This is a genomic window from Leifsonia sp. NPDC080035, from assembly GCF_040050925.1.
GTDB lineage: Bacteria > Actinomycetota > Actinomycetes > Actinomycetales > Microbacteriaceae > Leifsonia.
Genome location: NZ_CP157390.1, coordinates 3,655,244 through 3,679,195 on the forward strand (window position 1 = coordinate 3,655,244; position 23,952 = coordinate 3,679,195).

A 23,952-nucleotide genomic window follows, 5' to 3' on the forward strand; every position below is an offset into this window, starting at 1 on the left:
GTAGAAGGGGGTCGGCGCCGATGACGTCCACGGCGCGCACTACCTCAACCGGTGCGGGTACACGACGACCCTCACCATATCTACGAAGGGTCAGTTTTCACGTGGCAGCTCTGCAGTGGGATCCCATTGACAACAAGGCAGTAGACACGGCGCGAATCCTCGCGGCCGATGCGGTGGAGAAGGTGGGCAACGGTCATCCCGGCACCGCGATGAGCCTGGCCCCCGCTGCGTACCTGCTGTTCCAGAAGGTGATGCGCCGCGACCCGCGCGACCAGCACTGGCTCGGTCGGGACCGCTTCATCCTCTCCGCGGGCCACAGCTCGCTCACGCAGTACGTCCAGCTCTACCTGGGCGGCTACGGCCTGGAGCTCGACGACCTGAAGGCGCTGCGCACGTGGGGATCGCTCACCCCTGGCCACCCGGAGTACGGCCACACCGACGGCGTGGAGATCACCACTGGCCCGCTCGGGCAGGGCATCTCCTCCTCGGTCGGCTTCGCATACGCCCAGCGCTTCGAGCGCGGCCTGTTCGACCCGGACGCCGCTCCCGGCACCAGCCCGTTCGACCACCACGTGTACGTGATCGCCTCCGACGGCGACCTGGAGGAGGGCATCAGCTCCGAGGCGTCCAGCCTCGCCGGCCACCAGCAGCTCGGCAACCTGATCGCGATCTACGACTCCAACCAGATCTCGATCGAGGACGACACCAACATCGCCTTCACCGAGGACGTCCAGAAGCGCTACGAGGCCTACCACTGGCACGTGCAGGTCGTCGACTGGAAGAAGACCGGCGTCTACGAGGAGGACGTGCAGGAGCTGCACCAGGCCATCGTCAACGCCCAGGAGGTGACCGACAAGCCGTCGCTCATCATCCTGAAGACCATCATCGGCTGGCCGTCGCCGAAGAAGCAGAACACCGGCAAGATCCACGGCTCCGCCCTGGGCGCCGACGAGCTGAAGGCCGTCAAGGAGGTCCTCGGCTTCGACCCGGAGAAGACCTTCGAGGTCGCGGACGAGGTCATCGAGCACACCCGCAAGGCGATCGAGCGCGGCGCAGAGGAGCGCGCCGAGTGGCAGAAGGGCTTCGACGCCTGGGCCGCGGCGAACCCCGAGCGCAAGGAGCTCCTCGACCGCCTGCTCGCAGGTAGCGCGCCGGCGGAGCTCGAGGGCGTCCTCCCGGTCTTCGAGCCGGGCAAGGACGTCTCCACCCGCGCCGCGAGCGGCAAGGTGATCAACGCCATCGCGTCGGTCATGCCCGAGCTGTGGGGCGGCTCCGCCGACCTCGCCGAGTCGAACAACACCACGATCGAGGGTGCGGCGTCCTTCGTCCCCGACGTGCACTCCACCCACGAGTGGACCGGCAACCCGTACGGCCGCGTGCTGCACTTCGGCATCCGCGAGCACGCGATGGCGGCGATCCTGAACGGCATCGTGCTGCACGGCCCGACCCGCCCGTTCGGCGGCACGTTCCTCATCTTCAGCGACTACATGCGCCCCGCGGTGCGTCTGGCCGCGCTGATGAAGGTCCCGTCGATCTTCGTCTGGACGCACGACTCCGTCGCGCTCGGCGAGGACGGCCCGACGCACCAGCCGATCGAGCAGCTCTCGACGCTGCGCGCCATCCCGAACCTCGACGTCGTCCGCCCGGGTGACGCCAACGAGGTCGCCTACGCCTGGAAGACCATCCTGGAGCGCCGCGAGGGCCCGGCCGGCATCGCGCTGACCCGCCAGAACATCCCGGTGTTCGAGCGCGGCGACGGCGAGGCCACCGGCGACACGCTCGCCTCGGCGGCGAACGTCGCCAAGGGCGCGTACATCCTGGCCGAGGCGCCGGGCGGAACGCCGGACGTGCTGTTCATCGCCACCGGCTCCGAGGTGCAGATCGCGCTCGAGGCGCGCGAGGTGCTGAAGGGCGAGGGCATCAACGCCCGCGTCGTCTCGGCCCCCTGCCTTGAGTGGTTCCACGAGCAGGACGCCGCCTACCAGGAGAAGGTGCTACCCGCGGACGTCAAGGCCCGCGTCTCCATCGAGGCCGGCCTCGCCCTGGCCTGGAACAGGATCGTCGGCGACCACGGTCGCAGCGTGTCGATCGAGCACTTCGGCGCGTCGGCCGACTACAAGACGCTGTTCCGCGAGTTCGGTATGACCACCGAGCACGCCGTTGCCGCCGCGAAGGAATCGCTCGCGTCGCTCTGAGCGCGGGCACTGAGGAAGAGAAGAAGAACACGACAATGACAGACACCACCTCCACCACCGCCTCCCCCACGGCCGCCCTGTCCGCCGCGGGCGTCAGCATCTGGCTGGACGACCTGTCCCGCGAGCGGATCGCCACCGGCGGTCTCCAGAAGCTCATCGCCGAGAAGAACGTGGTCGGCGTGACCACGAACCCGACGATCTTCGCCACCGCGCTCTCCAAGGGCGAGGCCTACGACGAGCAGGTCAAGCAACTGGCCGCCGCCGGCGCCAGCGTCGAGGACGCGATCTTCGAGATCACGACCGACGACGTCGCCGACGCCAGCGACATCTTCCACGAGATCTACGAGCGCACGAACGGCGTGGATGGCCGCGTCTCGATCGAGGTCGAGCCCGGCCTCGCGCACGACGCCGCTGCGACGATCGAGCAGGCCAAGAAGCTGGCCGCCAAGGTCGACAAGCAGAACGTGCTCATCAAGATCCCCGCGACGCTCGAGGGCCTCGAGGCCATCACCGAGACCATCGCGGCCGGGATCAGCGTCAACGTGACCCTGATCTTCAGCCTCGAGCGCTACCGCGCGGTCATCAACGCCTACCTCACCGGCCTCGAGAAGGCCAAGGCGGCGGGCATCGACCTCTCCGGCATCCAGTCGGTCGCGTCGTTCTTCGTCTCCCGCGTCGACACCGAGGTGGACAAGCGCCTCACCGCGATCGGCACCGACGAGGCGCTCGCCCTCAAGAGCAAGGCAGGCATCGCGAACGCCCGCCTCGCCTACCAGGTCTACGAGGAGGCGTTCGCCTCCGAGCGTGCCAAGAGCCTGGTCGCGGCCGGCGCCAACGAGCAGCGCCCGCTCTGGGCGTCCACCGGCGTCAAGGACCCGAGCCTGCCCGACACCCTGTACGTGACCGAGCTGGTCGCCCCGAACACCGTGAACACGATGCCGGAGAAGACGCTCGACGCCACGTTCGACCACGGTGTCATCACCGGCGACACGGTGACCGGCAACTACGCAGACGCCGACGAGGTGCTGAACAAGCTGGCCGCGCTCGGCGTCGACTACGACGACGTGACCGCCACCCTCGAGCGCGAGGGCGTCGACAAGTTCAACGTGTCGTGGGGCGAGCTCGTCGAGACGGTCAAGAACGCTCTGGAGGCGGCCAAGTGACCTTCCGCATCCACGTCACCGGGGCGGCGGCGGACGCGGTCGCGACCGTCGTCCCGCAGCTGGTCGCGGACCGCGTGGCCTCCGGGATCACCGCGCTCGACCCGGCCCTCTGGGGCCCGGACGCCGAGGCCGAGGCGTCGAAGCGCCTCGGCTGGACCGAGGCGGTCGCGATCTCCCGGCCGCTGGTCGCCGAGATCGTCGCGCTCCGCGAGGAGCTGCACGCCAAGGGCGTCGACCACATCGTCCTCGGCGGGATGGGCGGCTCTTCGCTCGCCCCCGAGGTGATCACGCGGACGGCGGAGGCCGAGCTCACCGTGCTCGACTCCACCGACCCGGGCCAGGTGCTCGCCGCACTGCGCGACCGCCTCGAGGCCACGGCCGTCGTGATCTCCTCGAAGTCGGGTTCGACGCTGGAGACCGACAGCCAGCGCCGCATCTACGAGAAGTGGTTCCGTGACGCCGGCATCGACCCGGCCGAGCGCATCGTGGTCGTCACCGACCCGGGTTCGCCGCTCGACCAGTCGGCCCGCGAGGCCGGCTACCGGGTGTTCAACGCCGACCCGAACGTGGGCGGCCGCTACTCGGCGCTGACCGCGTTCGGCCTCGTGCCGTCCGGCCTCGCCGGTGTGGACATCTCCGAGCTGCTGGACGAGGCGGAGGCGACGCTCATCGAGCTCGCCGTCGACAACGACGCGAACCCGGGCCTCGTGCTCGGCGCCGCGATCGCCGGCACCGTGCCGCTCAAGGACAAGGTGGGCATCGTCGCGGACGGCACCCACATCGTCGGCTTCGCCGACTGGGCCGAGCAGCTGATAGCCGAGTCGACCGGCAAGCAGGGCACCGGCCTCCTCCCGGTCGTGCTCGACAAGCTGGCACCCGAGCTGGAGCTGAAGCCCGCCGACCTGCAGATCGTCCGCCTCGTCGCGAACGCGGAGGCGCACCACCTGTTCCCGGCGGACCGCCACGAGGGCGAGATCCTCGTCTCCGGCAGCCTCGGCGCCCAGCTCATCGTCTGGGAGTACGCGGTCGCCGTCGCGGGACGCCTGCTCGGCATCAACCCGTTCGACCAGCCGGACGTCGAGGCCGCCAAGGTCGCGGCACGCGCGCTGCTCGACAACCGCCCAGAGCCCGCCGCCCCGGCGTTCACCGCGGGTGGCATCGAGGTGCGCACCACCGGAGACTTCCTCGGCGGCGCCTCCACCCTCGACGCCGCCGTGGATGCGCTCCTCGCGCAGCTCGGACCCGACGGCTACGTCGCGGTGCAGGCCTACGTCGACCGGCTCGCCCTCCCGCAGCTGGCGGGCGTGCGCGACCTGCTCGCCGCGAAGGCCAAGCGCCCGGTCACGTTCGGCTGGGGACCGCGGTTCCTGCACTCCACCGGTCAGTTCCACAAGGGCGGCCCCGCCGTCGGCGTGTTCTTGCAGATCACCGCGACCGCCCCGGAGGACCTCGAGATCCCTGACCGCCCGTTCACATTCGGCCAGCTCATCCAGGCCCAGGCCGCGGGCGACGCCAGCGTTCTCGGCGAGCACGGCCGTCCCGTGCTGACCCTGACCCTCACGAACCCCGAGGCGGATGTCGTCTCGCTGTTCGAAGCCGTCAACTGAGGAGAACATCACTTGTCACCGGTGGACATCACCCCGGAGTTCAACCCGCTCAGGTTGCCCTCCGACCGTCGGCTGAACCGCATCGCGGGGCCGAGCAGCCTCATCATCTTCGGCGTGACGGGCGACCTGTCGCGCAAGAAGCTGATGCCGGCCGTGTACGACCTCGCCAACCGCGGCCTGCTCCCGCCCGGGTTCTCCCTCGTCGGCTTCGCCCGGCGTGACTGGGAGGACCAGGACTTCGAGAAGGTCGTCTACGACGCGGTCAAGCAGTACGCGCGCACCCCGTTCGAGGACGACGTCTGGAAGCAGCTGGCGCAGGGCATCCGCTTCGTGCCCGGCGAGTTCGACGACGACGCCGCGTTCCGCCGCCTCAAGGAGACGGTGGAGTCGCTCGACAAGGAGCGCGGTACGATGGGCAACCACGCGTTCTACCTGTCGATCCCGCCGAAGGCGTTCCCGATCGTCACCGAGCAGCTGCGCCGCTCCGGACTGGCCGACCAGTCCGGAGAGGGCTGGCGCCGAGTGGTGATCGAGAAGCCGTTCGGGTCCGACCTGAAGACGGCACGCGAGCTGAACTCCGTCGTCGAGTCGGTGTTCCCCGCCGACTCGGTGTTCCGTATCGACCACTACCTCGGCAAGGAGACGGTCCAGAACATCCTGGCGCTGCGCTTCGCGAACGAGCTGTACGAGCCGATCTGGAACGCCAACTACGTCGACCACGTGCAGATCACCATGGCCGAGGACATCGGCGTCGGCGGTCGTGCCGGCTACTACGACGGCATCGGCGCGGCCCGCGACGTCATCCAGAACCACCTGCTCCAGCTGCTGGCGCTGACCGCGATGGAGGAGCCGATCTCGTTCGACGCCGCCGACCTGCGCGCCGAGAAGGAGAAGGTGCTCGCGGCCGTCCGGCTGCCGAAGGACCTGGCGAAGTCCACCGCGCGCGGCCAGTACTCCAGCGGCTGGCAGGGCGGCGAGAAGGTCGTCGGTTTCCTGGAGGAGGACGGGATGAACCCCCAGTCCACCACGGAGACCTACGCGGCCATCAAGCTCGGGATCGGCACCCGCCGCTGGGCGGGCGTGCCGTTCTACCTGCGCGCCGGCAAGCGCCTCGGCCGCCGCGTCACCGAGATCGCGGTCGTGTTCAAGCGCGCGCCGCAGCAGCTGTTCGCCGAGTCGCAGACCAGCGCGCTCGGTCAGAACGCCCTCGTCATCCGCGTGCAGCCCGACGAGGGCGTCACGATCCGCTTCGGCTCCAAGGTGCCGGGCGCGGGGATGCAGGTGCGCGACGTCAGCATGGACTTCGGCTACGGCCACGCCTTCACGGAGGCCAGCCCCGAGGCCTACGAGCGGCTCATCTTGGATGTGCTGCTCGGCGACCCGCCGCTGTTCCCCCGCCATGAGGAGGTCGAGCTGTCCTGGAAGATCCTCGACCCGATCGAGGAGTTCTGGGCCACGCAGGGCCAGCCCGAGCAGTACCGCCCCGGAACCTGGGGCCCGGAGTCGGCCGACGAGCTGCTCGCTCGCGACGGCCGCGTTTGGAGGCGTCCATGATCGTCGATCTGCCCGATACCACGGTCAGCAACATCTCGAAGGCGCTGGTCAAGATCCGCGAGGAGGGCGGCGCCGTCGCCCTCGGTCGTGTGCTCACGCTCATCATCGCCACCCACCTCGGCCAGGAGGAGGAGGCCATCGAGGCCGCCAACGACGCCTCCCGCGAGCACCCGATGCGCGTCATCGTGGTCTCCACCGAGGAGGAGCGCAGCACCAAGGGCGATGGCCGGCTGGACGCGCAGATCCGCGTCGGCGGCGACGCCGGTGCGAGCGAGGTCATCGTGCTCCGCGCCTACGGCGAGACGGCGAGCGACGAGGAGGGGCTGGTCACAGGCCTCCTGCTGCCCGACGCGCCCGTCGTCGTCTGGTGGCCGGGCATCGCCCCGGCCAAGGCGTCGCACTCCCCCCTCGGGCGGATCGCGACCCGTCGCATCACGGACGCCTCGGCGCAGCCGAACCCGCAGGAGGCGCTGTTCCGCCTGTCGGAGACTTACGCCCCCGGCGACACCGACTTCGCCTGGACGAGGCTCACCCTGTGGCGCGCCCAGCTCGCCGCGGTGCTCGACCAGCCGCCGTACGAGCCGATCACGGCCGTGGAGGTGGCCGGCGCCGCCGACTCCCCCTCCACGCTGCTGCTCGCCGCGTGGCTGCGCCTCCAGCTGCAGGTGCCGGTGCAGTACGACCTCGCCTCGCGCGCGGTCGGCTCCGGCGGCATCCACGGCGTGCAGATGCACCGCTCCTCCGGCACGATCGAGCTCGAGCGCGAGATCCCGAACGTCGCCCGGCTCTCGCAGCCCGGCCAGCCGAGCCACGATCTGTCGCTCCCCCGGCGCAACCTCCGGGACTGCCTGGCAGAGGAGTTGCGTAGGCTGGACCCGGACGACCTGTACGGAGAGGTCATCACGAAGGGTCTCGGACTGCTCGAGACCGCCGACGAGGGAGCGGACGCGACAGCATGACGAACGAACGGCGGGTGCTCGTCCACCCCGACAAGGAAGCACTCGCCGCCTCGGTGGCCGCGCGCTTCCTCACCAAGACGATCGACATCCTCGACGACCTGGGTGGCGCGAACATCGCGTTGACCGGCGGGACGATGGGCATCGCGGTGCTGGAGGCGGTCAACTCCTCCCCCGCCCGCGACACCATCGACTGGTCGAAGGTGCACTTCTGGTGGGGTGACGAGCGCTTCGTCGAGCGTAGCAGCGAGGACAGGAACGAGCGTCAGGCGCGCGAGGCCCTGCTCGACCACATCGCGGTGCCGCCGGAGAACATCCACCCGTTCCCCGCGTCGGACGACATCCCGGACATCGACGAGGCCGCGCGCGTGTATGCCGCGGAGCTCGAGGCGTTCGCGCCGGAGGGCCAGCTGTTCCCGCGGTTCGACATCACGTTCCTCGGCGTCGGCCCGGACGGTCACATCGCCTCGCTGTTCCCCGACCGCGCGGGCATCCGCGAGACGGAGGCGACGGTGATCGCCGAGCGCGAGTCGCCGAAGCCGCCTCCCGCGCGGCTCAGCCTCACCCGGCCGGTGCTGAACGCGTCCGACCGCATCTGGCTGGTGCTCTCCGGCACCGACAAGGCCAGCGCGCTCGGGCTGGCGCTCGCGGGGGCCAGCTACACCGAGGTCCCGGTCGCGGGCGCCAAAGGCCGCAAGCGCACCGTGTTCTTCGTAGACAAGGACGCGGCGGTCGATGTTCCGGAGAACCTCATCGCCCCGAGCTACTGAGCGGCCGACACCGCACGACGCACGAGAAAGCCCCGCCGGTCACCGACCGGCGGGGCTTCTTCGTGCGTGCGAGGCGAGCGTCAGTTGCTCGTCGGCTTGCCGCGGCGGGCGCGGAGCTGGTTGAGGGCGTCCTCGAGCAGCTGCTCCGCCTCCTCCTCTGAGCGGCGCTCCTTCACGTAGGCGAGGTGCGTCTTGTACGGCTCGGTCTTGGCGACCGACGGCGGGTTCTCCTTGTCGCGGCCGGCCGGGAGACCGGTCGAGGGCGAGTCGATGACCTCGGGGATCTCCTCGTCGGGCAGGTTCGCCGCGAAGTAGCGGACCGTCTCGTTGCCGAGCGCGTCCCAGTACGAGATCGCGATGCGCTCCGCGTGGAAACCGCGGTCCTGCTCGCCCATCGGGCCTGCGCCGACGCGCGAACCCCGAATTGCACTTCCTCCGGATGCCATGGTTCTCCTCTGGTGAAAGGCGCGTTAGGCGCTGAACTTGGTGATGAGACCGAGCACGACGATGCACACGATCCAGATGAGCCCGAGCACGACGGTGATCCGGTTCAGGTTGCGCTCGGCGACCCCGGATGCGCCCAGGTTGGAGGTGACGCCTCCACCGAACATGTCGGAGAGACCGCCACCGCGCCCCTTGTGCAAGAGGATGAGCAGCGTCAGCAGGAGGCTGGTGATACCCAGCAGGACCTGCAGGACGACCTGGAGAATCTGCACGTTTGACCTTTCGATGCGTACCGGGCGGCGCCCGGCCAAACCAACGACCAGTATAACCGGCCGCGGTCCGACGCGGACCTTACAGTCCGACGTGCTTCTGGTAGCGGATGATGGCCGAGAACTCCGCGACGTCGAGGCTGGCGCCGCCGACGAGCGCACCATCCACGTTCGGCTCGCGCATGAAGCCGGCGATATTGCCCGACTTCACCGAACCGCCGTAGAGGATGCGCGTCTTGGCCGCGACGTCCTCGCCGAGCTTCTCGACGATGACCGCGCGCAGCGCAGCCGCGACCTGCTCGGCCTGCTCGGGCGTCGCCGCCTGGCCGGAGCCGATCGCCCACACGGGCTCGTACGCGACGACGAAGTCGGCCGCCGAGTCCACGTTCGCGAGGGCAGCGCGCAGCTGCGCCACCGGCACCGCGCTCGCGCCGTGCGTCTCCAGGTCCTCCGCGGTCTCGCCGACGCAGATGATCGGCGCGATGTTGTGCTTCAGCGCCTGGGCGACCTTCGCGGCGACCTGCTCGTCGGTCTCGTTGTGCAGCGTGCGCCGCTCCGAGTGGCCGATGATCACGTAGCGCGACTCCAGCGCGGCGAGGAACGACGCCGCCACCTCGCCGGTGTACGCGCCGGACTCGTGCTCGGACACGTCCTGGCCGCCGAACGCGATCGGCAGCTTGTCCGCCGCGACAAGCGTCTGAACGCTGCGCAGGTCGGTGAACGGCGGGAAAACCGCGACCTCGACGGCGCCGAAGTCGTGACCGGCGTCCTTGAGCGTCCACGCGAGCTTCTGCACGACCGCGATCGCCTGGAGGTGGTCCAGGTTCATCTTCCAGTTGCCTGCGATGAGCGGCACGCGCCGCACCGAGGGGCTCACTGCTGCCATCCGAGGACCTCCAGACCCGGCAGGTGCTTCCCCTCGAGGAACTCGAGGCTCGCACCGCCACCGGTAGAAATGTGACCGAACTGATCGTCGGTGAAGCCGAGCGCGCGCACTGCGGCGGCCGAGTCGCCGCCGCCGACGACGCCGAGGCCGTCGACCTCGGTCAGCGCCTGGGCGATCGCCTTGGTGCCCGCCGCGAACGGCGCGAGCTCGAATACGCCCATCGGGCCGTTCCAGAAAACGGTGCGGGCGCCGCGGATGTACTCCGCGAACACCTCGGCCGTCTCCGGTCCGATGTCGAGCCCGAGACCGGAGGAGCCCCAGTCGGTGTCCTCGATCGCGTCCACCGGGCGCACCACGTGCTCCGCGTCCGCGCCGAACTTCGACGCGACGACGACGTCCCGCGGCAGGACGATCTCGACGCCCAGCTCCTCGGCCTTCGCCAGGTAGCCCTTCACGGTGTCGATCTGGTCGGCCTCGAGCAGGCTGGAGCCCACCTTGTGGCCGAGCGCGGCGAGGAAGGTGAACAGCATCCCGCCGCCGATCAGCAGCGCGTTCACCCGCGGCAGCAGGTGGCCGATCACGCCGAGCTTGTCGGAGACCTTCGAACCGCCGAGGACGACGACATAGGGTCGCTCGGGGTTCTCGGTGAGGCGGTCGAGCACGTCGAGTTCGGCGGCGATGAGGGTGCCTGCGGCGCTCGGGAGCGCCTTGGCCAGCTCGTACACGCTCGCCTGCTTGCGGTGAACGACACCGAAGCCGTCGGAGACGAAGGCGTCGCCGAACGCGGCGAGCTTGGCCGCGAAGGCCTCGCGCTCCGCCTCGTCCTTGCTGGTCTCCCCCGGGTTGAACCGGAGGTTCTCGAGCAGGGCGACGTCGCCGTCCTGGAGACCGGCGACGGCCTCCTCGGCGCCGGATCCTACGGTGTCCTTGGCGAAGGTCACCGGCTTGCCCAGCAGCTCGCAGAGCCGCTGGGCGACCGGCGCCAGGCTGTACTTCGCGTCCGGGGCGCCCTCGGGGCGGCCCAGGTGCGAGATGACGACCACCTTCGCGCCCTGGTTGACCAGGGCGTCGATGGTCGGGACGGAGGCTCGCACGCGTCCGTCGTCCGTGATCTTCCCGTCCTTGAGGGGGACGTTCAGATCACAGCGGACGACGACGCGCTTTCCCGCGAGCGGACCGAGTGAGTCGAGAGTACGGAGCGTCACGCGGGTTCCCTGTGCTTCAGAGACGCTCGGCGACGTACTCGGTCAGGTCGACGAGACGGTTGGAGTAGCCCCACTCGTTGTCGTACCAGCTCGAGAGCTTCACCTGGTCGCCGATGACGCGCAGCAGGCCGGAGTCGAAGATCGACGAGTGCGGGTCGGAGACGATGTCGCTGGAGACGATCTCGTCCTCGGTGTACTTGAGGATGCCCTTGAGGGGGCCCTCGGCGGCCTTCTTGTACGCGGCCTTGACCTCGTCGATGGTGACGGGGCGCGAGGCGGTCACGGTCAGGTCGGTGATCGAGCCGGTGGGGACGGGGACGCGCAGCGCGAAGCCGTCCAGCTTGCCCTTCAGCTCCGGCAGGACCAGGCCGATGGCCTTGGCGGCGCCAGTGGAGGTCGGGACGATGTTGATCGCGGCGGCGCGGGCGCGGCGCAGGTCGCTGTGCGGGCCGTCCTGGAGGTTCTGGTCGGCGGTGTAGGCGTGGACGGTGGTCATCAGACCGCGCTCGATGCCGAACTCGTCGTTGAAGACCTTCGCGAGCGGCGCAAGGCAGTTCGTGGTGCACGACGCGTTGGAGATGATGTTGTGCTTCTCCGGGTCGTACAGGTGCTCGTTCACGCCGATGACGAAGGTCGCGTCCTCGTCGGTCGCCGGAGCGGAGATGATGACCTTCTTGGCGCCGGCCTCGATGTGCTTCTTGGCGTCGGCGGCCTTGGTGAAGCGGCCGGTCGACTCGATGACGATGTCGACGCCCAGCTCGCCCCAGCCGAGGTTCGCGGGGTCGCGCTCCGCGAGGACCTTGATCGGCTTGCCGTTGACGACGATGTTGTCGCCCTCCAGCTCCACCGTCGCGTCGAGACGGCCCGTGATGGAGTCGTACTTCAGAAGGTGCGCGAGCGTCTTGTTGTCGGTGAGGTCGTTCACCGCGACGATCTCGAGGTCGCTGCCCTTCGCGAGGGCCGCGCGCAGGTAGTTGCGACCAATGCGACCGAACCCGTTGATTCCGATCTTTACGGACACAGATGTCTCCCGTTGCTAGATGGGTGCGCCGAGGCGCTGTTGTTTCGTGGAATGGGGCGGACGACGGCGTCCCGGAAGGGCTCCCTCCCGGGACGCCTTTCCGCTACGACAGTAGCAGCAGACCCGAGGTCTTCTCGCGCGCCTTGGTGAAGCGGTCGTTGACATCCGACCAGTTGGTGATGTTCCAGAACGCCTTGACGTAGTCCGCCTTCACGTTGACGTAGTCGAGGTAGAAGGCGTGCTCCCACATGTCGAGCAGGAGGAGCGGGATGGTGGCGGCGGCCAGGTTGCCCTGGTGGTCGTAGAGCTGCTCGATGATGAGCTTCTGGCCCAGCGAGTCCCAGGCGAGGATCGACCAGCCGGAGCCCTGGATGCCGAGCGCCGACGCCGTGAAGTGGGCGCGGAACTTGTCGAACGAGCCGAAGAACTCGTCGATGGCCGCGGCGAGCTCGCCGGTCGGCTTGTCACCGCCGTCCGGGGAGAGGTTGTTCCAGAACACGGTGTGGTTCACGTGACCGGCCAGGTTGAACGCGAGGTCCTTCTGGAGCTTGTTGACGTAGGTCAGGTCGTCCGCGTCGCGCGCCTCGGCCAGCTTGGCGAGGGCGGTGTTCGCGCCGTCGACGTAGGCCTTGTGGTGCTTGTCGTGGTGCAGCTCCATGATCCGGCCGCTGATGTTCGGCTCGAGTGCCGAGTAGTCGTACGGAAGGTCGGCGAGCGTGTAGTCAGCCATTACTCATCTCCAATTGATTCGAGCGACTTTTCCAGTCTAGTGAGGGCAACCGAGGCGGCCAGAGGATGCTTCCCCACCCGGGATCCGCGAGACGAAACTACACCTCGTCGAGATCGGCGGGGAGGCTCGCCTCCGTGCCGGGGATGCCGAGGTCCGAGGCCTTCTTGTCCGCCATCGCGAGGAGGCGGCGGATGCGGCCGGCGACCGCGTCCTTGGTCATCGGAGGGTCGGCGTGGTGGCCGAGCTCGTCGAGGCTCGCGTCGCGGTGCGAGAGGCGCAGCTCGCCGGCGTAGCGCAGGTGCTCCGGCACCTCGTCGCCGAGGATCTCGAGCGCGCGCTCGACGCGGGCGCAGGCGGCGACGGCGGCCTGGGCGGAGCGGCGCAGGTTCGCGTCGTCGAAGTTGACCAGCCGGTTCGCCGTGGCGCGGACCTCGCGGCGCTGACGCAGCTCCTCCCAGTTGGCGACGGTCTGGGTGGCGCCCATCGCGACGAGCATGGCGCTGATCGCCTCGCCGTCGCGGATGACGACGCGGTGAACGCCGCGCACCTCCCGTGCCTTCGCGGCGATGCCGAGCCGGCCGGCCGCGCCGACCAGTGCCATCGCGGCCTCGTTGCCGGGGCAAGTCACCTCGAGGGCGGCGGAGCGCCCGGGGTCGGTCAGCGAGCCGTGGGCGAGGAACGCCCCGCGCCAGACGGCGGCGAGCTCCTCGCGGGAGCCGGTGGTGAGACGGTTCGGGAGGCCGCGGATGGGGCGGCGGCGGGCGTCGAGCAGGCCGGTCTGGCGGGCGAGCGTCTCGCCGCCCTCGAGAACGCGGACGAGGTACTGGCTCGTGCGGCGGATGCCGGAGGCCGAGATCACCGAGCCCTCGCTGCGGACGCCGTAGAGCTCGGCGAGGTCCTTGCGCACCCGGGTCGCGAGCTCCGGAGTGTCCAGCTCGCTCTCGACCGCGATGCGGCCGCCGATCAGGTGCAGCCCTCCCGAGAACCGCAGGATGGTGGCAAGCTCGGCGGCCCGGACGGTCGTCTTGCTGACCTCTACCTTCGTGAGCTCGTCTTTGACGTCGGCGGTGAGAGCCAATCGGATTCCTTTTCTGTGACGGACGGCGCGGGTCACGCCGTGAAGTGGGCGGCCGGCATCATTCACGGCCCAGGTCGCGGTGCTTCGTGTTCACCGCGACGCCGGGAAAGCTCCTCACCCTCGCCGCGAGCTCTTCCGCAATCGCGACGGACCGGTGCTTTCCTCCCGTGCAGCCTATCGCGATCGTGGCGTGCCGCTTGTTCTCACGCTGGTATCCCTCGAAGATCGGCCGGAGGGCCGCGACGTAGGCGTCGATGAACTCGGCCGCGCCGTTCTGCGCCAACACGTAGTCCTTGACCACCTCGTCGAGGCCGGTGTGCGGGCGCAGCTCCGGGATCCAGAACGGGTTCGGCAGGAAGCGCGCGTCCGCGACCATGTCGGCGTCGGCGGGCAGCCCGTACTTGAAGCCGAAGCTCATCACGGTCAGCTGCACGCCCGCGGTGTTCTCGGACGCGAACGTGTCGGTGATGTTGGTGGCGAGCTGGTGGATGTTCAGGTCGGAGGTGTCCACGATGATGTCGCTGGACTCGCGGATCTCGCGCAGCCGCATCCGCTCCGCGCTGATCCCGTCCAGGATGGTGCCGTTGCCCTGCAGCGGGTGCGGGCGCCTGACCTGCTCGAACCGGCGAACGAGCACCGCGTCCGAGGCCTCGAGGAACAGCACCCGGACCTTCGTCCCCTCGCGCAGGCTCTGGATCATCTCCCGCAGGTCGGCGAAGAAGTTCCGCCCGCGCACGTCCACGACCGCGGCGATGCGGGGCAGCCCGGATTCGGCGCGATTGGCCAGCTCGATGAGGGGCCGGAGCATCTGCGGAGGGAGGTTGTCGACCACGTACCAGTCGAGGTCCTCGAGCGCGTTGGCGACCGTCGAGCGGCCCGCCCCCGACATCCCTGTGACGATCAGCACTTCCTGCTGCTCGGTGTCGGTCGCCACGTCTGCTCCTTCTCTGGCCGGGGTGCTCCCAGCCTAGCGACTGAGGGCGCGCGGTCCCGGCTTCTGCGCGCAATCCGCAGCGCCGCGAGAACGAGCACCGAGGCGATCACCCAGCCGGACGGCGACGAGCCGGCGATGAGTGCCGTCAGCACGCCTCCCGCACCGCACGCCGCGGCCGCAATGGCCCGTGCCGGGCCGACGGAGGCGCCCGCCGCGTCCGGACGGCGCTCGGTGCGGGAGGCGACCATGACGAGCCCGCCGACGGCCGCAACCGCCGCGACGATCCAGAGCGGCCGGGTCGCCCACCAGGCGCCCGACAGCGGCACCGGCAGCGCGACGCCCGCCAGCAGTAGGAGCCCGGCGAGGGCGATCAGTGCGAGCATGTGCCACGAATAGATCGTCATCGCCCGTGCGTTCACCGCTCCGACGACGCTGGCGATCGCGGGGCGCTCCGCGGCGGCGCGCAGCCGGCCGCGCAGCAGCCGGAACGCGGCGAGCTGGGCGACTCCGAAGGCCGCGAGCGCCGTGGCGGGAGGGTTGAGGTCGGCGTACAGGTCCAGGGACCACAGCCCGCAGGACGCGCCGACGACCACGACGGCGACGCCGGCCGCGGCCAGCGCGAGCAGGGCGGGGCGGCGCATCCCCTCGAAGCGGCCGGAGGCGAGCCAGAACCCCAGCTGCTGCACGAGCAGCCACACGAAGAGAAGGTTCGCGAAGCCGATGGCCGTCAGCCCGGTGATCGCGCGCACCGCATCCACGGTCAGCGCCAGCGTCGCGAGCGCCCCGATCGCGGCCACGGGACGGCGCCGGTGCGCCTCGGCCAGGAACGGGACGGCGGCGGTGCACAGCACGTAGACGCCGAGGAACCAGAGCGGCTGGCCGAGCCGGAAGCCGGCGGTCGCGACGACGGAGGCGGGAAGCCCCGTGAGGGTGAGCCCGGCCAGCAGGACCGCCGTGGCGACGAGCGCTCCCGAGGCGGGGAGCAGCAGGCGCCGGACCCGTTTCGCCAGATAGTCGCCGTACCCGCCGCCCGCTTCGCGCATCCTGGTCCACTGCCCGTAGGCCGAGAAGCCGCCGAGGACGAAGAACAAGGGCATCACCTGGGCGACCCAGGTGAGCGCGGGGAAACCGGCCCACCCCTCCAGCGCGTTCTCGAGCACGAGGCCGTGCGGGCCGATGCTGACGCCCACCATCAGGGCGTGCAGGACGACGACCACGCCGAGGCAGGCTGCACGGACGAGGTCGACGGAGCCGTCCCTGACCCGCGCGGGAGCGGGTGGGGCGATGCGGGCCGGGCGTTCGGCGACGGTGGACATCGGGACTCCTTCCGCGGTCCGGTGGACCGACGGGGAGAGCGTGTCAACCGGGCGACGGGCAGGGCGTCACCCGGTGGAGCCAACCGAGCCCCGTACCCCGGTACGGGTGCGGCGACCGGCGTGCGAACGCGACTGACCCCGTTCGGGACGTCTGCAGCCTGCGCGAGCAGGGGCACACGTCCCGAACAGGGTCGGTGGCGGATCGGCTGGCGGCGGCGCGCGTCAGGGGGCGGGCTCGACGAGCCCCGCGTCGAACGCGAGGATGACCGCCTGCACGCGGTCGCGCAGGCCGAGCTTCGCGAACACCCGGCTCACGTGCGTCTTGACGGTCTGCTCGGCGATGAAGAGCTCGCCGGCGATCTCGGCGTTGGAGCAGCCACGGCCGACCAGGACCAGGATCTCGCGCTCGCGCTCCGTCAGGTCGGCCAGCCGCAGCGCCTTCCCCCCGCCCGTCGGGCGCTGCTGGGCGAACCGCTCCAGCAGCCGCTTGGTCACCCGCGGCGCGAGCAGGGCCTCCCCCGCCGCGACGACGCGGACGGCCTGCACGAGGTCGGCGGGAGGCGCGTCCTTCAGCAGGAATCCGCTCGCCCCCGCCTGCAGCGCGTCGTACACGTACTCGTCCGCGTCGAAGGTGGTCAGCACCAGCACGAGGGGCCGGTGCGGGTCGCCGCGGCTGGGACGCACGAGCTCGCGGGTGGCGTCGATGCCGTTCATCACCGGCATCCGCACGTCCATCAGCACCACATCCGGTCGCAGCCGCCGGGCGAGCTCCACCGCCTCCGCACCGTCGGCGGCCTGGCCGAGCACCTCGATGCCGTCCTGGGCGGCGAGGATGGCGGCGAAGCCCGCACGGACCATCGCCTGATCGTCCGCGACGACGACGGTGATGCTCACCCGCTCACCCCCGCGGCGACCGGCAGCAGGGCGACGACGGAGAACCCGTCGCCGTCCGGCTCCGCGCGGAGGGAGCCGCCGAGCAGCTCGGCGCGCTCGCGCATCCCGCGCAGGCCGTGGCCGCCACCGATCGGGGCAGGCGCGGAGGCCGGGCGACCCGGCGCCTTCCCGTTGCGGACCTCGATGCGCACGGCGTCCTCGCCGCGCCGCAGCGCGACGGTGCAGGCGGCGCCGGTGGCGTGCCGGGCGACATTGCTCAGCGACTCCTGCACGATGCGGTAGGCGGCCAGCCCGACGACCGGGTCGGAGCGGACGGGGTCATCGGCGGGCAGGTCGGCCTCCAGGGTCGCGTCGCCGCGGCGCGCGGCGTCGGCGACGAGCGCGGGGATGTCGGCGAAACCCGGCTGCGGTGCGGTGTCGGCCGCGCCGTCGTGCCGGAGCACGCCGAGCAGCCGGCGCATCTCCCCCATCGACTGCCGCGCGGTGGCGGCCAGCTCGTCGAACTCGCGCACCGCATCCTCCGGGAGGTCCGGGATGCGGTAGCGGGCGCTGGAGGCCTGCACCTGGATGGCGGACATGCCGTGCGCGACGACGTCGTGCAGCTCCCTCGCGATGCGGGTGCGCTCCTCCGCGACCTCGCGCCGTGCATGCTCGGAGGCGGACACCTGCTGCTCGCGCACGAGCTGGCGGCGCACCGCCTCCCAGCGGCCGACGAGCACGGCGGCGCCGAGCACGACGCCGGAGACCGCCGCGAAGACGATGAGGTCGGCGGTGGCCGCCTCCGCCGAGACCGGCGGCCGATGCCCGAGGATGCCGACGACGGAGGCGCCCGCGACCGCGACCACCCACGCGATGAAGCCCGCCCGCCAGTTCGACCGGAGCACCACGAGCGCGAGAGTGAGTGCGAACCCGACCATGGTGGGAACCGAGACCGGCCACGGGCTGCCGGTCTCCGGCGATCCGACGATCGCGAGCACCAGCACGGAGGCGGTGGACGTCGCAGCCGCGACGAGCGGGAGCACCAGCGCGAGCACGAGCGAGCCGGCGAGGATCAGTCCGAGCAGCAGGGACACCACGACCGGGATGCCGTACAGCGCCGACCCGAGGGATGCGGTGAGCACGAGGACGACGACCGCCGCCGTGCACGCTGCACCCCACAGCAGCGCGAGCGAACGGTCGAGGCGCAGCGCCGGCCCGGAGACGGCTCCCGTTGCGCTCATCGCACGACCCCCTCGCTGATCGTCGCGCCCGCCCGCTCGGCGGTCGCCTCGTCCGTGCCCGTTCCGTTGGCCGCCTCACCCGCGGCCGGCCGCCGCCGGGACGTCAGCCGGATGGTCGCGTCCACGATGAACCCGACGGCCACGCCCACGGCGATCCCGATCAGCATCGCCAGGACGGCGTTGCCGTGCAGCCAGTGCGCCGCGAGCACTCCCACAGTAACGGAGTAGAGCGCCCAGGAGACCCCCGCCAGAGCGGACAGCAGCAGGAAGCGCCGGCGGGACAGCCCGGCGGCTCCGGCGACGAGGTTCACCGCGACGCGGCCGATCGGAACGTAGCGGGCCGACAGCACGAGCACACCGGCACGCGCGTGGATGCCGCTCCTCGCGCGCTCGAGAGCCGCGCGCAACCGCGGACGCCTCTCGAAGCGGAACCGGTCGAGCCCGACGGCGCGCCCGACGGCGAACGTCAGGTTGTCCCCGGCGACGGCGCCCGCCGCGGCGCAGGCGAGCAGCAGCGGCAAGTTCGGGTTGCCCGTGGCGACCGCCGCCGCGGCTGCCGCGATGACGACCGACTCGCTCGGGACGGGCGGGAAGAACGCGTCCACGAGGACGACGGCGAAGACCACAAGGTAGACCCACGGCGAGGCCGCGGCCTGGGCGATGAACTCGTTGACGACATCCATGACCCCGACGCTACGGAGCGGGGCGCCCGCGGCGCGTCACCCACGAGTATCGACCACCCCGTACCGCGGAGGGATATCGCGTCACACGGACGCGGTGTCCGATGCGGAGTCCGACGCGGTGTCGGTGAGGCGCTCGTGCACGGCCGCCGCGAGGCGCCGGCCGACGCCGCGCACCTCGGCGATCTGCTCGGGGGTCGCCTTGCGCAGCTGCGCCACGGAACCGAAGTGCTTGAGCAGCTCCTTCACCCGCGACGGGCCGAGCCCGGGGATCTCGCCGAGAACGGTCGAGATGTCGCGCTTGCGGCGGGCGCGCTGGTACGTGATCGCGAACCGGTGCGCCTCGTCGCGGATCCGCTGGATGAGGAACAGCGCGTCGCTGTTCCGCGGCAGGATGACCGGGAAGTCCGAGTCGGGCAGCCACACCTCCTCCAGGCGCTTCGCGATGCCGGCGAGCTGGATGCCCGTCACGCCGGACTCGTCCAGCGCGCGCTTCGCCGCGGCGACCTGGGGCTGGCCACCGTCGACGATCAGCAGGTTCGGCGGATACGAGAACTTACGGCGGCGCTTCTCGGCGGCCTCCGCGATCTCCGCATCCACGTCGATGGAGGGGTCGTCGCCGGACTCACCCGCAGCGGGCGTCACCGCGGCGGCATCCGTCGCGGCGTCCACCGGTGCGTCATCGCGCAGATAGGCGAGGCGGCGGGAGATCACCTGGTAGATCGACTCGGTGTCGTCGGTGGACTCCGGGATGCTGAAGCGGCGGTACTGGTCCTTGCGGGGCAGGCCGTCCTCGAACACCACCATCGACGCCACGATGTTCGTCCCGCTCAGGTGCGAGACGTCGTAGCACTCCATCCGGAGCGGCGCGTCGTCCATCCCGAGTGCGTCCTGGATGTCGTTCAGGGCCTTGGAGCGGGCGACGAAGTCCGAGCTGCGGCGGGTCTTGTAGAGCACGAGGGCGTTCTTGGCGTTCATCTCGGCGGTCTGCGCGAGCGCTGCTTTGTCGCCGCGCTGGGCCACCTTCAGCTCGACGCGACCGCTCAGCCGGCCGCGCGTCGCCGTCGGGTCGCTCACCGCTCCCCCGCTGTTCTCGTGCCTGCGGGCAGTCAGCCACTGCTCGAGCTCCGCGGCGTCCTCGGGCAGCTCCGGCACGATGATCTCGCGCGGCGGCACGTCGACGCCCTCGTACGCGTTCTGCATCACGGTCTCGATGAGCTCGCCGAGGTCCATGTCGAGCTCCTTGTCGACGACCCAGCTGCGCACACCGCGGATGCGGCCGCCGCGCACGATGAACTGCTGCACGGCGGCGGCCAGCTCGTCGTGGGCGATCCCGAACGCGTCGAGGTCCACGTTCTCCTGCAGCACGACGGCACTCTTGCCCATCGCGGCCTCGAGCGCCTGGATGGCATCCCGGTGCCGCGCGGCCGCCTCGTAGTCCATCGTGCTCGCGGCCTGCTTCATCTGCTCGGTCAGGGCGCGGATGTACTTGGTGTCGTTACCCGCCATGAACGAGACGAAGTCCTCGGCGAGCTCGCGGTGCTCCTCGGGGGTCACCCGCCCGACGCACGGGGCCGCGCACTTGCCGATGTCGCCGAGCAGGCAGGGGCGGCCGGTGAGCTCGGCGCGCCGGTACACGCCGTCCGAGCAGCTGCGCACCGGGAACGCCTTCAGCATCAGGTCGACCGTGTCCCGGATGGCCCAGACCTTCGTGTACGGGCCGAAGTAGCGCGCGTCCTTGATGTTGCGGTTGCGCGTCACCATCACTCGCGGGATGCGGTCGCCGAGGGTCACCGCCAGGTACGGGTACGACTTGTCGTCCCGGAACTGCACGTTGAACGGCGGGTTGAACTCCTTGATCCAGGTGTACTCGAGCTGGAGCGCCTCGAACTCGCTGCCGACGACCGTCCACTCGACGCTCGCGGCGGTGGTGACCATCCGGCGGGTGCGCTCGTGCAGGCTCCGCAGCGGCTGGAAGTAGTTGCTGAGCCGCGCCCGCAGGTTCTTGGCCTTGCCGACGTAGAGCACGCGCCGGTTCTTGTCACGGAACCGGTAGACGCCGGGCTGGGTCGGGATCTCGCCGGCCTTCGGCCGGTAGCTGACGGTGTCTGCCACCCTGCGATCCTAAGCGGCGCCGCGCGCGGCGGCCTCGCCCTGCAGGATCTCCTTGAGGAAGAAGCCCGTGTGGCTTCCCTCCGCGTCCGCGACCTGCTCCGGCGTGCCGGTCGCGATGACCGTTCCGCCGCCCGCTCCGCCCTCAGGACCCATGTCGATGATCCAGTCGGCCGACTTGATGACGTCGAGGTTGTGCTCGATGACGATGACCGTGTTGCCCTTGTCGAGCAGGCCGTTCAGCACGAGCAGCAGCTTGCGGACGTCCTCGAAGTGCAGACCGGTGGTCGGCTCGTCGAGCACGTACACGCTGCGGCCGTTGGAGCGGCGCTGCAGCTCCGTCGCCAGCTTGACGCGCTGCGCCTCGCCGCCGGAGAGCGTGGTGGCGCTCTGCCCGAGACGCACGTAGCCGAGGCCGACGTCGACGAGGGTCTGCAGGTAGCGGTGGATGGCCGAGATCGGCTTGAAGAACTCGGCCGCCTCGCTGATCGGCATGTCGAGCACCTCGGCGATGTTCTTGCCCTTGTAGTGCACGGTCAGGGTGTCGCGGTTGTACCGCGCTCCCCCGCAGACCTCGCACGCGACGTAGACGTCGGGCAGGAAGTTCATCTCGATCTTGATCGTGCCGTCGCCCGAGCACGCCTCGCAACGACCGCCCTTGACGTTGAAGCTGAACCGGCCGGGCAGGTAGCCGCGGGCCTTCGCCTCCGGCGTCTCGGCGAACAGGTTGCGGATGCGGTCGAAGACGCCCGTGTACGTCGCCGGGTTCGAGCGCGGCGTGCGACCGATCGGCGCCTGGTCGACGTGCACGACCTTGTCCAGGTTCTCCAGGCCCGTCACCGTGCGGTGCTTGCCGGGGAGCTTGCGGGCGCCGTTGAGCTTGTTGGCGAGCACCCGGTACAGGATGTCGTTGACCAGCGACGACTTGCCGGAGCCGGACACGCCGGTCACCGCCACGAAGGCGCCGAGCGGGAAGTCGACCGTGACCTTCTTCAGGTTGTTGGCCTCCGCATCCACCACCTTGAGCACGCGCTTCTTGTCGATCTTGCGGCGCTTCGGCGGCACCGCGATCTCGCGCCGTCCGGCCAGGTAGTCGCCGGTGAGCGAGTCGGTGTTCGCGAGCAGCTCGTCGTACGACCCGGAGTGCACGACGTGGCCGCCGTTCACACCGGCGCCCGGGCCGATGTCGACGATCCAGTCGGCGGTGCGGATGGTGTCCTCGTCGTGCTCGACCACGATCAGCGTGTTGCCGAGGTCGCGCAGCGCGACGAGGGTGTCGATCAGGCGGCGGTTGTCGCGCTGGTGCAGGCCGATGCTGGGCTCGTCGAGCACGTACAGCACGCCGGTCAGACCCGAGCCGATCTGCGTCGCCAGCCGGATGCGCTGCGCTTCGCCACCGGACAGGGTGGCGGCGGCACGGGCGAGGTCGAGGTAGCTCAGCCCCACCTGGATGAGGAAGTCGAGGCGGATCTTGATCTCGCGCAGCACCTGCGCGCCGATCTTCTGCTCGCGCTCGGTGAGGTGCAGCTTCTCCATGAACGCGCGGGCGTCGCTCAGGCTGAGCAGCGAGGCGTCGGCGATGGACGTGCCGTGGATGAGCACCGACAGCACCTCGGGCTTGAGGCGCTTGCCGTTGCAGACCGGGCACGGCACCTCGCGCAGGTACTCCGCCCAGCGGGCGCGCTGCGTGTCCGTCTCCGCCTGCAGGTACTGGCGCTCGATGTACGGGACGACGCCCTCGAATCCGGAGGTGTACGACATCTCGCGGCCGTAGCGGTTCTTCCAGCGCACCTTGACCTCGAAGTTGTCGCCGTGCAGCACCGCGTCCTGCACGTTCTGCGGCAGCTTCTTCCACGGCGTCTTGAGCGAGAACTTCAGGTCGCGCGCCAGGCCGTCGAGCAGCTTCTCGTAGTAGTTGAAGAGGCCCTTGCCCTGCGTCGTCCAGGGCACGATGACGCCCTCGGCGATGCTCAGCTCGTCGTCGCCGAGCAGCAGGTCGTCGTCCACCGACATCCGGGTGCCGAGGCCGGAGCACTCCGGGCACGCGCCGAACGGGGCGTTGAACGAGAACGTGCGCGGCTCGATCTCGGTGAGCTGGATCGGGTGGCCGTTCGGGCAGGACAGCTTCTCGCTGAACGACTGCCACGCGGCGGCGCCCTCGCGGTCCACGTAGTTGACCTGGACGAGGCCGTCCGTCAGCCGCAGCGCCGTCTCCAGCGAGTCGGTGAGCCGGCCGAGGATGTCCGGGCCGGCGACGAGCCGGTCGACGACGACCGAGATGTCGTGCTTGTACTGCTTCTTCAGCGTGGGCGGGTCGCTCAGCTGGATCTGCTCGCCGTCGACGAGCGCGCGCGAGTAGCCGCTCGCCGCGAGCTCCTTGAAGAGGTCGACGAACTCGCCCTTCTTCTGCGAGACCACCGGGCTGACCACCATGTAGCGGGTGCCCGCCTCCAGCTCCATCAGCTGGTCGGCGATCTGCTGGACGGTCTGGCGCTGGATCTTCTCACCGCAGACCGGGCAGTGCGGGACGCCGATGCGCGCCCAGAGCAGACGCATGTAGTCGTAGATCTCGGTGATGGTGCCGACCGTCGACCGCGGGTTGCGGTTCGTCGACTTCTGGTCGATGGAGACCGCCGGGCTCAGGCCCTCGATGAAGTCGACGTCCGGGCGGTCCACCTGGCCGAGGAACTGCCGCGCGTACGCCGAGAGCGACTCCACGTAGCGGCGCTGGCCCTCGGCGAAGATGGTGTCGAACGCCAGCGACGACTTGCCGGAGCCTGAGAGTCCGGTGAAGACCACGAGCGAGTCGCGCGGGATCTCCAGGTCGACGTTGTGGAGGTTGTGGACGCGCGCCCCGCGCACGCTGAGATGCGATCCCACGACCTTGCCCATGTTCCCCTGACGATTGCTGCTCACTC

At 70.2% G+C, this 23,952-nt stretch carries 20 protein-coding genes; 6 read left to right on the forward strand and 14 right to left on the reverse strand.

The window, feature by feature from the left end:
- Positions 1–101: 101 nt before the first annotated feature.
- Genes tkt through pgl form a run of 6 tightly spaced genes read left to right on the forward strand, consistent with a single transcriptional unit; the run spans position 102 to position 8,245 of the window.
- A complete protein-coding gene (tkt, locus tag AAME72_RS17750; RefSeq protein WP_348787856.1) occupies positions 102–2,195 on the forward strand; it encodes a transketolase in 2,094 nt (697 codons plus the stop codon).
- A gap of 35 nt (positions 2,196–2,230) precedes the next feature.
- A complete protein-coding gene (gene tal / locus AAME72_RS17755) occupies positions 2,231–3,358 on the forward strand; it encodes a transaldolase (RefSeq protein WP_348787857.1) in 1,128 nt (375 codons plus the stop codon).
- Complete coding sequence (locus tag AAME72_RS17760) at positions 3,355–4,965, forward strand: glucose-6-phosphate isomerase (RefSeq protein ID WP_348787858.1); 1,611 nt, start codon at positions 3,355–3,357, stop codon at positions 4,963–4,965. The genes tal and AAME72_RS17760 overlap by 4 nt, the downstream gene beginning before the upstream one ends.
- 12 nt (positions 4,966–4,977) lie before the next feature.
- Positions 4,978–6,519 (forward strand): glucose-6-phosphate dehydrogenase, encoded by a 1,542-nt coding sequence (zwf, locus tag AAME72_RS17765; protein WP_348787859.1) that lies wholly within the window; start codon positions 4,978–4,980, stop codon positions 6,517–6,519.
- Complete coding sequence (locus tag AAME72_RS17770) at positions 6,516–7,478, forward strand: glucose-6-phosphate dehydrogenase assembly protein OpcA (RefSeq protein WP_348787860.1); 963 nt, start codon at positions 6,516–6,518, stop codon at positions 7,476–7,478. Before zwf ends, AAME72_RS17770 begins: the two co-directional genes overlap by 4 nt.
- On the forward strand, positions 7,475–8,245 hold the full coding sequence (gene pgl, locus AAME72_RS17775; RefSeq protein WP_348787861.1) for a 6-phosphogluconolactonase: 771 nt from the start codon (positions 7,475–7,477) through the stop codon (positions 8,243–8,245). The genes AAME72_RS17770 and pgl overlap by 4 nt, the downstream gene beginning before the upstream one ends.
- Positions 8,246–8,325: 80 nt before the next feature.
- Here pgl and AAME72_RS17780 read toward each other — a convergent pair whose 3' ends face one another.
- From AAME72_RS17780 to uvrA, 14 genes are all read right to left on the reverse strand, one after another.
- Complete coding sequence (locus AAME72_RS17780) at positions 8,326–8,691, reverse strand: RNA polymerase-binding protein RbpA (RefSeq protein WP_348787862.1); 366 nt, start codon at positions 8,689–8,691, stop codon at positions 8,326–8,328.
- Between the two features lie 24 nt (positions 8,692–8,715).
- Positions 8,716–8,961 (reverse strand): preprotein translocase subunit SecG, encoded by a 246-nt coding sequence (secG, locus tag AAME72_RS17785; protein WP_314146954.1) that lies wholly within the window; start codon positions 8,959–8,961, stop codon positions 8,716–8,718.
- A gap of 79 nt (positions 8,962–9,040) precedes the next feature.
- Positions 9,041–9,844 (reverse strand): triose-phosphate isomerase, encoded by an 804-nt coding sequence (gene tpiA, locus AAME72_RS17790; RefSeq protein WP_348787863.1) that lies wholly within the window; start codon positions 9,842–9,844, stop codon positions 9,041–9,043.
- Positions 9,832–11,049, reverse strand: a complete 1,218-nt coding sequence (locus AAME72_RS17795) for a phosphoglycerate kinase (protein ID WP_348787864.1) — start codon at positions 11,047–11,049, stop codon at positions 9,832–9,834. Before AAME72_RS17795 ends, tpiA begins: the two co-directional genes overlap by 13 nt.
- Before the next feature lie 16 nt (positions 11,050–11,065).
- Positions 11,066–12,070, reverse strand: coding sequence for a type I glyceraldehyde-3-phosphate dehydrogenase (gap, locus tag AAME72_RS17800; RefSeq protein ID WP_348787865.1), 1,005 nt, complete (start codon positions 12,068–12,070; stop codon positions 11,066–11,068).
- 103 nt (positions 12,071–12,173) lie between these two features.
- Complete coding sequence (locus AAME72_RS17805) at positions 12,174–12,800, reverse strand: superoxide dismutase (RefSeq protein WP_348787866.1); 627 nt, start codon at positions 12,798–12,800, stop codon at positions 12,174–12,176.
- Positions 12,801–12,897: 97 nt separating this feature from the next.
- Positions 12,898–13,878 carry a DNA-binding protein WhiA gene (whiA, locus tag AAME72_RS17810; RefSeq protein WP_348787867.1) on the reverse strand — a complete coding sequence of 327 codons (981 nt, stop codon included), beginning with the start codon at positions 13,876–13,878 and terminating at the stop codon, positions 12,898–12,900.
- Positions 13,879–13,936: 58 nt separating this feature from the next.
- Positions 13,937–14,767: an RNase adapter RapZ gene (rapZ, locus tag AAME72_RS17815; RefSeq protein WP_348790169.1), complete on the reverse strand. Its 831-nt coding sequence runs from the start codon at positions 14,765–14,767 to the stop codon at positions 13,937–13,939.
- 11 nt (positions 14,768–14,778) lie between these two features.
- The gene (locus tag AAME72_RS17820; protein ID WP_348787868.1) at positions 14,779–16,128 is read right to left on the reverse strand and encodes an acyltransferase; all 1,350 of its coding nucleotides are present in this window, start codon (positions 16,126–16,128) and stop codon (positions 14,779–14,781) included.
- Positions 16,129–16,350: 222 nt separating this feature from the next.
- A complete protein-coding gene (locus tag AAME72_RS17825; RefSeq protein ID WP_348787869.1) occupies positions 16,351–17,022 on the reverse strand; it encodes a response regulator transcription factor in 672 nt (223 codons plus the stop codon).
- Positions 17,019–18,242 (reverse strand): sensor histidine kinase, encoded by a 1,224-nt coding sequence (locus tag AAME72_RS17830; protein ID WP_348787870.1) that lies wholly within the window; start codon positions 18,240–18,242, stop codon positions 17,019–17,021. Before AAME72_RS17830 ends, AAME72_RS17825 begins: the two co-directional genes overlap by 4 nt.
- A complete protein-coding gene (locus AAME72_RS17835; RefSeq protein ID WP_348787871.1) occupies positions 18,239–18,925 on the reverse strand; it encodes a VTT domain-containing protein in 687 nt (228 codons plus the stop codon). Before AAME72_RS17835 ends, AAME72_RS17830 begins: the two co-directional genes overlap by 4 nt.
- Before the next feature lie 81 nt (positions 18,926–19,006).
- A complete protein-coding gene (uvrC, locus tag AAME72_RS17840) occupies positions 19,007–21,037 on the reverse strand; it encodes an excinuclease ABC subunit UvrC (protein WP_348787872.1) in 2,031 nt (676 codons plus the stop codon).
- Positions 21,038–21,046: 9 nt separating this feature from the next.
- On the reverse strand, positions 21,047–23,926 hold the full coding sequence (gene uvrA, locus AAME72_RS17845; protein WP_348790170.1) for an excinuclease ABC subunit UvrA: 2,880 nt from the start codon (positions 23,924–23,926) through the stop codon (positions 21,047–21,049).
- Positions 23,927–23,952: the final 26 nt, after the last annotated feature.

Bases quoted from the DNA above. Each gene is read 5' to 3' on its own strand.
- AAME72_RS17805 (WP_348787866.1), bottom strand. From the start codon at position 12,800: ATGGCTGACTACACGCTCGCCGACCTTCCGTACGACTACTCGGCACTC.
- tpiA (WP_348787863.1), bottom strand. From the start codon at position 9,844: ATGGCAGCAGTGAGCCCCTCGGTGCGGCGCGTGCCGCTCATCGCAGGC.
- uvrA (WP_348790170.1), bottom strand. From the start codon at position 23,926: ATGGGCAAGGTCGTGGGATCGCATCTCAGCGTGCGCGGGGCGCGCGTC.
- AAME72_RS17820 (WP_348787868.1), bottom strand. From the start codon at position 16,128: ATGTCCACCGTCGCCGAACGCCCGGCCCGCATCGCCCCACCCGCTCCC.
- AAME72_RS17830 (WP_348787870.1), bottom strand. From the start codon at position 18,242: ATGAGCGCAACGGGAGCCGTCTCCGGGCCGGCGCTGCGCCTCGACCGT.
- tal (WP_348787857.1), top strand. From the start codon at position 2,231: ATGACAGACACCACCTCCACCACCGCCTCCCCCACGGCCGCCCTGTCC.
- pgl (WP_348787861.1), top strand. From the start codon at position 7,475: ATGACGAACGAACGGCGGGTGCTCGTCCACCCCGACAAGGAAGCACTC.
- rapZ (WP_348790169.1), bottom strand. From the start codon at position 14,767: ATGTCGGGGGCGGGCCGCTCGACGGTCGCCAACGCGCTCGAGGACCTC.
- AAME72_RS17835 (WP_348787871.1), bottom strand. From the start codon at position 18,925: ATGGATGTCGTCAACGAGTTCATCGCCCAGGCCGCGGCCTCGCCGTGG.
- AAME72_RS17780 (WP_348787862.1), bottom strand. From the start codon at position 8,691: ATGGCATCCGGAGGAAGTGCAATTCGGGGTTCGCGCGTCGGCGCAGGC.
- AAME72_RS17770 (WP_348787860.1), top strand. From the start codon at position 6,516: ATGATCGTCGATCTGCCCGATACCACGGTCAGCAACATCTCGAAGGCG.